The 11,880-nt window shown below is 57.9% G+C and carries 12 protein-coding genes, 2 tRNA genes and 1 pseudogene; 5 read left to right on the forward strand and 10 right to left on the reverse strand.

Annotated elements, in window-relative coordinates:
• The first annotated feature begins 145 nt into the window (after positions 1-145).
• The 4 genes from ABIL25_09210 to ABIL25_09225 all read left to right on the forward strand — a co-directional run bounded on the left by ABIL25_09210 (position 146) and on the right by ABIL25_09225 (position 3,446).
• Entirely contained in the window at positions 146-331 is a 186-nt protein-coding gene (locus ABIL25_09210; GenBank protein MEO0082451.1) for a redoxin domain-containing protein, read from the forward strand.
• 36 nt (positions 332-367) lie between these two features.
• Positions 368-1,567, forward strand: coding sequence for a FlgD immunoglobulin-like domain containing protein (locus tag ABIL25_09215; GenBank protein ID MEO0082452.1), 1,200 nt, complete (start codon positions 368-370; stop codon positions 1,565-1,567).
• A 75-nt stretch (positions 1,568-1,642) separates the two neighbouring features.
• Positions 1,643-2,842 carry an endonuclease/exonuclease/phosphatase family protein gene (locus tag ABIL25_09220; GenBank protein ID MEO0082453.1) on the forward strand — a complete coding sequence of 400 codons (1,200 nt, stop codon included), beginning with the start codon at positions 1,643-1,645 and terminating at the stop codon, positions 2,840-2,842.
• A 7-nt stretch (positions 2,843-2,849) separates the two neighbouring features.
• Positions 2,850-3,446 (forward strand): 2'-5' RNA ligase family protein, encoded by a 597-nt coding sequence (locus ABIL25_09225; protein ID MEO0082454.1) that lies wholly within the window; start codon positions 2,850-2,852, stop codon positions 3,444-3,446.
• Positions 3,447-3,547: 101 nt separating this feature from the next.
• On the opposite strand, the gene ABIL25_09230 is transcribed toward ABIL25_09225, so the two are convergent.
• Positions 3,548-3,633, reverse strand: a tRNA-Leu gene (locus ABIL25_09230).
• Positions 3,634-3,920: 287 nt separating this feature from the next.
• On the opposite strand from ABIL25_09230, the gene ABIL25_09235 reads away from it, so the two are divergent.
• Positions 3,921-4,595 carry a TonB family protein gene (locus ABIL25_09235; protein ID MEO0082455.1) on the forward strand — a complete coding sequence of 225 codons (675 nt, stop codon included), beginning with the start codon at positions 3,921-3,923 and terminating at the stop codon, positions 4,593-4,595.
• A gap of 95 nt (positions 4,596-4,690) precedes the next feature.
• Here the strand turns inward: ABIL25_09235 and ABIL25_09240 are convergent, their stop codons facing one another.
• The 9 genes and pseudogenes from ABIL25_09240 to ABIL25_09280 all read right to left on the reverse strand — a co-directional run.
• Positions 4,691-5,167 (reverse strand): single-stranded DNA-binding protein, encoded by a 477-nt coding sequence (locus ABIL25_09240; protein MEO0082456.1) that lies wholly within the window; start codon positions 5,165-5,167, stop codon positions 4,691-4,693.
• Positions 5,160-5,567: a 30S ribosomal protein S6 gene (gene rpsF / locus ABIL25_09245; protein MEO0082457.1), complete on the reverse strand. Its 408-nt coding sequence runs from the start codon at positions 5,565-5,567 to the stop codon at positions 5,160-5,162. Before rpsF ends, ABIL25_09240 begins: the two co-directional genes overlap by 8 nt.
• Before the next feature lie 14 nt (positions 5,568-5,581).
• Complete coding sequence (gene ychF, locus ABIL25_09250) at positions 5,582-6,637, reverse strand: redox-regulated ATPase YchF (protein ID MEO0082458.1); 1,056 nt, start codon at positions 6,635-6,637, stop codon at positions 5,582-5,584.
• A gap of 92 nt (positions 6,638-6,729) precedes the next feature.
• A pseudogene (pth, locus tag ABIL25_09255) lies at positions 6,730-7,272 on the reverse strand (aminoacyl-tRNA hydrolase).
• Between the two features lie 58 nt (positions 7,273-7,330).
• On the reverse strand, positions 7,331-8,062 hold the full coding sequence (locus tag ABIL25_09260; GenBank protein MEO0082459.1) for a 50S ribosomal protein L25: 732 nt from the start codon (positions 8,060-8,062) through the stop codon (positions 7,331-7,333).
• 15 nt (positions 8,063-8,077) lie between these two features.
• Positions 8,078-9,019 carry a ribose-phosphate pyrophosphokinase gene (locus tag ABIL25_09265; protein MEO0082460.1) on the reverse strand — a complete coding sequence of 314 codons (942 nt, stop codon included), beginning with the start codon at positions 9,017-9,019 and terminating at the stop codon, positions 8,078-8,080.
• A 32-nt stretch (positions 9,020-9,051) separates the two neighbouring features.
• Positions 9,052-9,123: transfer RNA gene (locus ABIL25_09270), tRNA-Gln, on the reverse strand.
• 58 nt (positions 9,124-9,181) lie between these two features.
• Positions 9,182-10,123 carry a 4-(cytidine 5'-diphospho)-2-C-methyl-D-erythritol kinase gene (gene ispE / locus ABIL25_09275; protein ID MEO0082461.1) on the reverse strand — a complete coding sequence of 314 codons (942 nt, stop codon included), beginning with the start codon at positions 10,121-10,123 and terminating at the stop codon, positions 9,182-9,184.
• Positions 10,124-10,126: 3 nt separating this feature from the next.
• Positions 10,127-11,880: prolyl oligopeptidase family serine peptidase (locus ABIL25_09280; protein ID MEO0082462.1), on the reverse strand; the 1,754-nt coding region annotated here is incomplete at its 5' end.

Raw genomic sequence — 11,880 nt, forward strand, 5'->3', positions numbered from 1 at the left:
ATGCCTCCTGTTTCGAGTACTTTTCTTACGTGAGGCAACGGGGTAGCTTCGAGTACATTTTTGGTGAGGCAACGCGCTGCCTTGACGTATCGGACCGGCAGGATAGAATGTTGCCAGCGGTAAGCACTAAACAAAGAAGGTGTCTATGCGTAAGCATGTGTCCGTGGCCGCACTCACTCTTGCGGCACTGCTGCCTGCCACTGCGCAGGCAGTGCTGCGCGTCGGTGATGCCGCGCCAGACTTCACCCTGCCGGATACAGCCTGGGTGAACCATTCCTTTTCCGAACTGCGCGGCAAGGTCGTCCTCATATTTTTCTGGCAAAGCACTTGAGGGTCCTGTCTCGCGGAGTTACCGCGAGTACAGGCGATGTTCGATGACTACGGCGACAATGGGTTTGCCGGCCTGGCGGTCAATCTCAATGAGAACATGGAGATAGTCAAGAACTACGCCCGCTTGTACACCTATCTTCACTGGCGGGATAACATGAGCACTTGGGCGGTGTACCGCCAGAACGGGTACATCCCTCTGAACTACGTAGTTGACGCCAATGGCATAATCCGCTACATCGCCGAGGGATTCAACGAGACGGCAATCAGGAACGTGATTCTACAGTGGCTGCCCAACCCGATTGACCACGACGTCGGAGTTAAGGTGCTGCTTGCGCCACTAGGCGGTGTGGATTCGGCGGCGACTGTGGTACCAGCATGCTCAGTCTATAACTATGGCACCTACACCGAGAACTACCCGGTCCGGATGAAGATCGGCAGTGTTTACAACCAGACGGCAACAGTTACCGGACACGCACCGAACACGGCCCGGTACGTCGAGTTTCCAGCCTGGACTCCGCTTCTGCGCGGACCGGCTGCCGTAAGTTGCTCGACCGAGCTGGATGGCGACGACATCAAGAGCAACAACCGGATAACGGGCACGGTGACGGTATATGTCTATGACCTTGCGGTGACAGAGATAATCGCGCCTCCGGACAGCGTTGACTCCGGTGCGGTCGTCGTACCAAAGGTCGTGGTGCAGAATCTGGGCAATTGGGCTGACATGGCCAAGGTAAAACTGTGCATCGGGACCTTCTACGAAGAAAGCGTCAATGTCGCGCTCCAGCCGGGCAACATCAAAACCGCGACCTTGCGTGACTGGAACGTGACTCAGGTAGGTACTTTCCAGGTACGCTGCACGGTCAGCGGCCGGAAGGAAATGATTCCTGAGAACAACATTTTGACCGACACAGTGCGCGTATATTCGGCTTCAGGCGTCCGCGAATCGCCGGGCGCGGTGGCGTGGTCCGGCCTGTACGATGTTCAGCCGAATCCAGTCAGAGGGTCTGCACTCGTGCGCTACGCGCTGACGAGTTCGGTCCAGGCAGAACTTGCGGTTTACTCTGCCGAAGGCGTGCTGATGAGAAAACTAGAATCAGGTGTCCTGCCCGCTGGCCAGCGCCTGGTTGTCTGGGACGGTAGGGACGAGTCAGGTCGTCTGGTCGGCCGTGGAGTTTACTACTGCCGGCTGGAAACCGGAACGTTGCGCGCGGTCAGAAAGTTTGTCGTCGCTCGGTAACAAGGAGCGACATTAGAGGATGCAAGAGCCGGTACGCCAAGCTACCCAGCTCTTGCTATCCGCTGGGATAGTGATTTGCAGGAAAGTACGTTACCGATTGTAAAGCCGGAATCGCACCGGGCGTTCGCCACCCTTGCTCTAGGCTGGCTTCTGCTGGCCGGGTGTGAGTCCGGCCCGCAGAAACACAATATTCCGCCGACTGTGGTCATCACCAAAGGCCCGAGCGGCACGATTGCAACCGACAGCGCCGTCTTTGCCTGGGCAGGCAAAGACCTGGATGGAACCGTCACCGGATTCTGGTACGCGCTCGACGACTCTGCAGCCAAGAACTGGACTGAAGACACGGTACTTACTATCAGAAAACTGTCTCTGGGCCAGCACGAGTTCCACATCCAGGCAGTTGACGACTCGGGTGCACGCTCCTCGAGTGCGTACCGGACGTTCTGGGTGGACTTCGACAGTCTTGTCCTGCCCCGGGGAACCGATACAACCCTGGAAATCGCCACCTGGAACATCGAGAACTTTCCGAAACTGGACGATTCTACTGTAAACCGTGTAAGAGCGCTGATGGCGCGACTCGACCTCGACATCTATGCCCTTCAGGAGATTGCCGATACACTTGCCTTTCACCGGCTCCTGTCCGGACTCACAGGATATGCCGGTTTATACTCAAGGGACGACTACGGCTCCTTCTACCAGAAGACCGGGGTTGTTTACAAAACATCAGTGGTCACGCTAACAGGCGTGCGCCAATTGTTCTGGGGCAACGATTCGGTCACAAGACCACCGCTGGAGATGACTGTGACGGCGAGTTACAATGGCAAGACATTTGATTTTCGGCTCATCGTGTTGCACCTAAAGGCCGGCGGCTCTTCCAGCGACCAGGCTCTGCGCCGGGCCACGTGCCGGCTGCTCAAGGACTACATTGACCAGGCCCTGGCCCAAGGTCCTGAACTCGACTTCGTGGTCGCCGGAGACTGGAATGACCTTCTTGAAGACCCGCCGCAATGGAACATATTCCAGCGTTTCCTTGACGACTCGACCAACTACCGTTTCCTGACCATGTCACTGGCCGGAAATACCAGGTACGGGTCCTACATCTACACCGGATTGCTCATTGATCACATAATGGTGACAACTGACGCGCTCGCGGAATACCTAGGCGGCATAACTCAAACCCTGCGACTGGATGACGAAGTAAGCCGATACGAAGCGGTGGTGTCTGATCACCGGCCGGTGATGTCCACGTTCCCGGTGTTCCGTGGCCTGAAGTAGGCCGTAGATGAATACCGGCGCCCAGGCGACCAAAGAAGTTGTTCCGGCGACGCGCAAACCAGAAGGCTGGGAGATACCGTATCTTCCCGGTTCGCTTGTTATCCTGCCGCCGGATCCGGTGAGACAAAGAATCGGGCGGCTGCGTCGCAAGTACGACTCGTTATCAGCGCAGCGCATCCCCCCACACATCACCGTGGCCCAGCCGTTCCGACAGGACCCAGACAGGACCGCACTTGAGCAGGTGCGGCAGATTCTGGTTGAGTTCGATCCGTTCGAAGTCAGGTATGGTCCAATTCGGAACTTCTTGCCCTATCCGTGCATCTGGTTTGAGGTTCAGCCTGCTGACCGGATTATTGCCTTACGCAATACCCTGCACGCAACTGGGTTGTTCAATACCGACCTGCCCCATACTGAGGACTTCATTCCCCATATCAGCATCACCGACGGCACACCTGGTCCGGAAGAGACCCTGCGGATATACAACCGCATCAGAACCAGAGTGAAATCAGGTAGTTTCCTTGTTGACCGCGTGGCCTATGTCCGGCCGAACTGGCAGCTAAGATTCCTGACCGTAACTGAAATCAAACTTGGCAAGCTAGCCTAGCCACCAACAGCCTGCAGCCGACTGCGGTTGGCTCCGACTCGCAATACTATCTGCTCTTGGACTTGATGACCTTCGTGTCTTGGTGCTTGGTCGGCAGGTAGTGCCGAAGGTGGGAGTCGAACCCACAAGTCCATTGCTGAACGGTGGATTTTGAGTCCACTGCGTCTGCCAGTTCCGCCACTTCGGCCTGCAATGTCTAGCCGCTGCGGGTTGTTCGATTGAAACCACCCGCAACGCACCGGCACACTTGAATTCTAGAAGCACAGTCGGGCCAGTCAAGCACGCGGCCAACTAAGTCTCACCACAACCGCAACGAGATCAGATCGCGGAGTGCGGCAGTTTGCCACCGCCTCGAAAGCGCAGACAGGCCTTGGCACTCCAAGATCAAACCCGAATATCGGGCGTCAGACACCCGGCGCTCGAGGCCTTGCTTGACAGGCTTGACAACCGGGCCGCCGACTCCTAGTCTGAGGTATGAACAGGTTAGTTGTCATTGGCGCAATGTTGAATCTACTCCTCGTCGCTTCCGGGTCTGGTCAAGATGCAGAAGCGCCGAGGATGCCTTGGTGTGTCGGCCAAGATGTATACTCGGCCAGCAAGGTTTTGCGCAAAATCGGCGTCGAGGTGAAGTTCGAGCAGGTATACACCGATTCGTCTGACTCGGCTCAGTTCTTCGTCGTCGGTCAGGCACCAGATTCTGGTACTGTCCTGGTACAAGGCCAGGAGGTAGTGCTTCGTTTCAACTGCACCTCGATGCTCCGTTACTGGGCAGACTACGTCGTGCCGCTGTTGGCTGATTTCAAACATCTCGGTTCCTTCTACCGCGTGACCAGACCGCCGGAACCAATCGCCGCGCCTCCGGCTGGTTATCCGGATGAGCTGCTCAAGTTCGCCTTCAGCGGCCAGGCAACGGTCGAAGCACTGGTGGATTACGACGGCTCAGTACTCGCGGCCAGGGTTGTAGAATCATCAGGCTACAAGGAAGCTGATTCTGCCGCGCTGGATGCAGCGATGAAAGCACGCTTCACGCCGGCCAACAACTATGAGCAGCCGGTACGGGTGTGGTTCCCCTTACCCTACGTGTGGCACTACGAAGATCTGAAAGGTGTGCCGCCAGTATCCAGAGAAGGAACGCCAGAAGGACAATAGTCAGAAAAGCCCGCAGCCAGAACACGGAACTCAAGTCCTGCCAAATCCCTCTGTGCTAAGGACCGCTCCTCAGGCGTCGAGTCCCTGACGCTTCGCTAGAACGGTATGTCGTCGAGCTGGTCGGTCTGAGGTTCAAATTCCTCATCAGGTGGCTGGGGCTCTGTTGGCACCGCACCTGGCTCGGCCGGACTCCGGTCGAGGACTTGAACCCGGCGGGCGTAGATTTCAACTACGCTCCGCTTTTCGCCTGCTTTCGTGTCGTACGTCCGGCTTCTCAGCTCACCTTCGATGAGCACCGCCGAGCCGCGTTTCATTGTTTCCCCAAGCCGCTCGGCGAGTTGCCCCCAGGCGTTCACTGAGAAGAAACCGGTCTGGTCTTTCCACTCGTCCGTCGCCTGGTCCTTGTACCGGCGGTTTACCGCAATCCGGAAACTGATGACCGGTGTGCCTTTGGGCGTATAGCGCAGGTCCGGGTCCATCGTGACCCGTCCTATGAGCAGCACCACGTTCAGCGAGCCCAGTCGAAGCTGAGCCGAAGTGCGCGTTCTGGCGTCGTTATTCTGCTCAGTCATTTTTCACCTCCGGCTGCAATTCATCCACCGGCGCGGGCGGTGCTTCGGCTGCAGGTTCTGTTTGCGGCTCGGCGGTAGGCTCAGGTTCGACCGACAACTCAGGTTCTGCCGGTGTTTCAGGTTTGCGGATGAACGCCAGACGCAAGAGTCCTTCTCGGTGCCGGAGTTCAGTCCGCACCTCGCCGGGCAGGCTGGGTGGACCATTGAAGCCGATAAAAACGTAGAAGCCCTCGTTGTGCTTCTTAACCGGGTAGGCGAAAGCCCGGCGTTCGATCTTCTCCTCGCCAATGTCCGTCGCGCCGAACTTTGAGAGCATCTCCTTGGTTTCTTGGGCAAATCTCTCGACGTCCTTGTCCGAGAAGTCTGGACTCAGAAGCATTGCTACTTCGTAGTGTTCCAAGTGTCCTCCTGTTACTAGGTTCTGAATCTAATATGCAGGACGTCGCCGTCCTGCACGACGTAGTTCTTGCCTTCGACCTTGACTTTGCCGGCATCCCGGCAGGCCTGAAAACTACCGGCCGCAACCAGGTCTGAGTACGTTGCCACCTCAGCCTTGATGAAACCGGCTCCAATCTCGGAATGAATCATGCTCGCAGCCTCAAGCGCAGTGATACCACGCGGCGCGGCCCAGGCTCGGGACTCGTCACCCTTGACCGTGTAGAAACGAATAAGGTCCAGTATGGCAAAGCCGCGGACAACCAGCGCGGCCGGTCCTTCGGCAGCAAGGCCGAGACTGATTCGCATTTCGACCTTCTCTTGTTCGTTGAAGTCCTTCATCGCCTGCTCAAGCGCACACGAAATGAGCAGTGCGTTCCGGGCTGCGAGCCAGGGGAACCTGCCAGGGTCAGCCGGCTCGGAATCAGAGCAGTTGACCGCGTACAACGTCGGCTTAGTCACAAACAGATGCAGTGGCCGGACCGCAGACCGCTCGTCTACCGACAACTCGGGTAAGAAGAAACCCTGCGCCAGTGCGGCGCTGAGTTTTTCCAGCGCGGAAAGCAGGTGGTCATGTTCCGCCGACTTCGGCTCCTTGCGCACGTGCTCCAGTTTCCTGTCAACAACCGCAAGGTCGGCAAGCGCAAGCTCGGTCTCGACGACTGCGGCGTCCCGGTCTGGGTCAACGGCGTCGAATACGTGCAGAACGTTGGTCGAAGGAAAGTTGCGCACGAGATGAAGGATGAGATGGGCTTCGCGGATGTGAGCCAGGAACTTGTTTCCTAGCCCCTCGCCTTTGCTTGCTCCTTTGACAAGACCGGCAATGTCCACAAAGTCAATGTGCGCTGGCGTAAGTTTCTCCGGCCGGGTAAGCTGGCCAATAGCCTCGAGCCGTTCGTCCGGCACCGACACAACACCGACATTCTTCTCAATCGTAGTAAACGGGTAACAGTCAACCCTTGCCTGGGCATTGGTCAACAAGTTGAAAAGCGACGACTTACCCGCGTTGGGCAACCCGACGATGCCGACCTTCATGACATGACTTTGGTCTTTGGACCTTGCACTCTGAACTCTCCCAGTCTGGTGGTGGTGGTCTCTGGTCTGGCGTTCAATTGTCTAGTAGTATCCGGATTGTAGCGGTTCATCGCCGCCTCAAGACCCTGGGTAAGGACCGCAAGGCAACAGTCAGCAGCCCGGCCCAAAATCTCGGGCAAGAGTTCGGTTTCTTCAGCGGAGAACGGCGCAAGCACGTATTCGGTTCCGTCCTGGTCCGCACCAGGTGCACCGATACCAATACGCAATCGTGGAAAATCCTGTGTCCCAAGATGGTAGATTACCGAAGCCAGACCTTTGTGCCCACCGTCCGACCCACGGGCACGCAGCCGCAACCGGCCAAACGGCAGGGCCAAGTCGTCGCAAACAACCAGGAACCGGTCCGGCTCCTGGCTTAGGTGCTCACGCACCACAACGCCGGATTCATTCATATAGAGAAGCGGCTTGACTAGTACCAGCCGCTCGCCACCAAACTCCTTGCGGGCAATGGATTTGCCCGGAAGGTGACGGAATCGAGCGCGGACACGTCGCGCCAAAGTCGTCAGCACCATGAACCCGATGTTGTGGCGGGTACCAGCATAACGGTCAGTGGGGTTGCCTAGACCGAACACAGTCACGCGCTCACTCCACTTTCCAGTCTCCGGCCGGACTCCGGCGATTCAAAACCCAAGGTTGTTACTTCTTCTCTTTCTTCTCGGTCTTTTCCGGTTTCTTGCCTTCCTTCGCTTCCTCAGCCGGCTCCTCTTCCTTGACCTTCTGCTTGATTACTTCCGGCTCTTTGGATTCCTCAGCCACTGCCGCGCCCTCGGCCGGTGCGGCTGCTGCCGCGGCCTCGGCCTCAATCTGAGCTGCAGCCAGCTTGCGTGGCACAAGCACAGTCACAACTGCGGTGTCAAGCGGAACGTCGAACTCCAGGCCCTCGGCCGCAAGGTCGGAAACGTGCACGCTCTGCCCCAAGCCCAGCCGGGTCACATCAATGTCAAAGTGCTCAGGAATCCGGTCAATTGTCGCACGGACTGGAATCTCGCGCAACAGGTGGTCGAGCATGCCGCCCGACTTCACGCCCTCGGCCGTACCGCGTACAATCACCGGCACATTGATGGTTATCTTCTCGGTCGGGTGAACCTTCTGAAAGTCAACATGCAGCAATGAGCCATCAATCGGATTACGCTGGATTGTCTTGATGACGCACCGCTCGGAACGACCGTCAACGTCAAGCTCAACGACCGGGCTGTGCCCGCGTAGATTCTCAAGCAGCCGGTTGAAGTCGTGGGAGTTGAGAGTCAAGAGGGTCGAAGGGTCACCGTGACCGTACATCACTGCCGGCACCGACCCGTTCCGGCGCAGCCGGCGCACCGGGCCCTTACCGGTCTCACTTCTCGGACTCGCTTTAATTACGTATGCCATGTTACCTCACTTAGTTTAGACAAACAGCGAGCTGACCGAATCACCGCGATGGATACGCAGAATTGCTTCGGCCAGCAACGGTGCGACTGAAAGTACTTCGAGCTTCTTGTTCTGCTGTTCGGGCCTGAGTTCAATCGTATCGGTGATAATGACCTGGCTGATCCGGGATTCGGCAATGCGGCTAACCGCGGTACCGGAAAGCACTCCGTGGGTCGCCACCGCCATTACTGTCCTCGCACCGTGATGGATAAGCGCATCGGCTGCACCGACTAGTGTATTACCGGTGTCAATCATGTCGTCGTAGATAAGTGCGTGGAGTCCTGCGACCTGACCAACCAAGTTCATCACCTCAGCTTCGTTCGGCGCAGCCCGTCGCTTATCAATGATTGCGATCGGGATGTCGGTGCCAAGCCGCCGGGCAAAGCCCCGGGCCCGATTGGCCCGACCTGCATCCGGCGCAACAACAACGAGATTCTCTTTGTCGGTCCGGGCAAAGTAGTCAATAAAAATGGGCACGGAGTAGAGATGGTCCACCGGGATATCGAAGAAACCCTGAATCTGCTCGGCATGGAGTTCCATGGTCAGTATGCGGTCGGCGCCGGCACGGACAATGAGATTAGCAATAAGCTTGGCCGACAGCGGCACACGCGGTTCATCCTTTCGGTCCTGTCGGGCATAGCCGAAGTAGGGTATGACCGCGGTAACTCGTTCGGCTGAGGCCCGTTTGAGCGCGTCAAGCATCAGGAGCAGTTCGAGCAGATGCTCGGCTGGCGGGTGAGTCGACTGGATGACGAAGACATCCGAGCCCCGCACGCTCTCGCAGATGTTGATTCGGATTTCGCCGTCAGCGAAGTCGCGCACCTCGGCCGCGCCGAGCGGTATATCGAGCCGGCGGCAGATTTTCTCTGCCAGCGGCCGGTTGGACCGGCCACAAAACACCTTCAGTTGTGGCTCCATACAGCCTCGCTTTCCGCCTTTATCCTATTACCCTGGGGCGGGAGGATTCGAACCTCCACAACAGGATCCAAAATCCTGGGTCCTAGCCATTAGACGACGCCCCAAAATCAAGCCCCGGTGAAACAAGTCAGACCTATACTCTCAACCTCTGACCGATGGTTCTCATCGGTCAGACTTCAACTCATGCTTTGCCTGAATGGAACTGGTTCTAATGCAGGAAAGACCTTGCCGTTTCAGGGCGGCCATCGGGTCCTGCACGGCCTTCTCCATCAGGCCATAGACCGTACTGCCGGAACCGGAGAGTCCCGCCGCAAAGCAGCCGTTCTCATACAGCAGCCGCTTCACCTTTGCGAGGTCAGGGTGATGGCGGAACACAACGGACTCGAAGCTATTCCGCATCAGGCGGGCTGCCTGCTCCAGTTCTCCTCGCCTCAATCTTGCGGCGAGTATCTTAGGCCAATTCCCCGGCCCTGTCAAATCCGGCAAAACTTGGCCGCCCACGCGGCTGGCTGCCTCGGCCCGGCCGCGTGAGACCATGCTGGCACGCCACCGGTCAAGTTCAGCATACGCCCAGGCGGTCTGCACAGCGTATCCTGTAGGGCAAAGAATAACGTTGAGCCGCGGCAGACCAATCCGTCGCAGACGTTCACCTCGACCACGAGCAACACAGGCCCGGCCAAACAACAGCGCCGGTACGTCAGAGCCCACTTTCCGGGCAATCGCCATGAGCTGGGCTGGGGTTAGTGGTCGGCCGAACAGCCGATTCATGCCGCGAAGCACGGTTGCGGCATCAGAAGAACCGCCGCCCAGCCCCGACCCGACCGGAATACGCTTCTTTATGCGAATGCGGCACCCGGCGCTGACATGGGCTGCAGCAAGAAAACGCTCAGCAGCCTGATATGCAAGATTGGCCGGCCCATTCGGCACCGCCGGCGAATCGGTCGTCACGGTTATACCCTTGGCAGCCCGCGTCATTGATACCTTATCCCCAAACTCCAGCGGCACGACGATGGTGACGATTTCGTGATAGCCGTCAGGCCTCCTCGACCCAACCCACAACCCAAGGTTCACCTTAGCCGGTGCCGCAAGCACTACCGACGACATCGACTACTCCTGAATCCAGGTTGAGACCGGGTCTAGACGCCAGAAAGGATCAAAGAAACCAGCAGCTCTTACCCCGGCCCAGCCCAGTCGCCGGACTCCTGTATCCCAGACCATAAAGTCAGGTACGCCGGCACCTGAATACACTAAGCCCCAGAACATCGAAAGCCTGGTACTTGCCGGGTCTGTGCCCATCCGAACCAGGACCAGCCGATCAGGATTGTCTGGGTTCGGAAACACAAAAAGGCAAGCAAGACTGGAACCGAGTTTCCGGTCATCCAGAAACATCTGGCCTTCGCTTACCCGGATGGGCAGACCTGGGCTGATGCGACGCGTGTAGCTGTTCTCACCCGGGCCGCCGTACAGGACGATGTTGTACTGCTCAACGTGTTCACGTGTTACCTCAGTATCGGGAATGACCTCGGCTAGGCCGTTGGCACGCTGCCACCAGCGCATCGCCTCCTGGGCCGCGGCATGGCCAAGAAAATTTGTCAAAGCAGGGTCTTGTGTGCCATAGGCGATAACGAACGGCCTGAACATCGCCTGTTTTGCTGGACCGTAGAGTCCAGGAACCTTGCGCCGCCCTGCCGCGCGCGCCGGCCCGAGTCTCCACTGCCCCTTGTCCCGGTGTGCGACGATGTGGGCAGGTAGAGCTTTGACCTTGCCGAGATTCTGACCGTCAATCTCAATCGCGGCGGTCGTACGAAAGAACAGCCGCTCGTCAAGATCAAGCGACAACTGAGCAATGTTTCTTGTCCGGACTCGCACAAGCGTATCCTCGGCCCAAGCCTCTATCTCAGCCATCCGGCCGACGGTGCGTACTCGTTCGATTGTCATCCAGTAGGCACGGTTCGACTGGCCTAGATCTGCGGTACGGAACCGGATGTGCCGCGGTCCCGGATTGCGACGCTGTTCGGCCAAAAAGGCCATAAGGTCAGCGTCATCAATGACGCTCAGTGACTCAGCCTCATACTGCCACCAGTGGCTGCGATTCGGAACTTCCTTGTACTGATAATCGTATCTGAGTTCGCTAAGCCAGCCGGCGAAGCTGCGACCGTGAAATGTCGGCACGTTGTCGTCGTCCGCGCCGTGCAGAATAAACACTGGTAGGTTCAGCGCATTGGGAAGCAAAGCCGGCACATTGTCGGGAGCGAGTGCCCGGTCACGGACTGCAAGCTGGTCCGGCTCAGCAAAAGTCTCGCTCCGCTGCAGAAACCAAGGAATGTAGAGCTGAAAACTTGGCCAGCCCGCACATGGAGCCAGTGCCGCGAACCGGTCCGGATGCGCAAGCCCCACATGCCACGTGCCATGCCCACCCATTGAATGACCGGTAAGAAGAACGCGCTCTGGGTCAATCGGCAGCTTGCCCAGGCAAAGGTCAAGAACTTCAAGCGCATCAAGCCTTCCCCAATCCTGCCAGTCAAATCCGTAGGGACGGCGGTTCGTGGGGGCAACAACAAACGCCCAGTCTTTTGGCCTGTAGGCTTCAACTTGGCCGCTGGCTTCACAACCTGCGCCATGCAAGGAAAGAATCAAACCGTACCGACGGGAACGGTCGTAGTCCTTCGGATACAGGATGCCGTAGTACTGACACGAACCGTCTATTGCGGAGATGAACGTCTCCATCCGCGGTGCCTCGGGCCGGCGAACCCTGAACCTCACCGTGTCGGTGAACTCGGCCGGGTTTGTCACACTGACAACAAGGTACAAACTGGAACTTTCTTCGGGCACTGCAGGCAGAACCAGTCTGACCGGAACCT

Source organism: candidate division WOR-3 bacterium (assembly GCA_039801365.1).
GTDB lineage: Bacteria > Hydrothermota > Tepidihabitantia > Tepidihabitantales > Tepidihabitantaceae > JBDRUN01.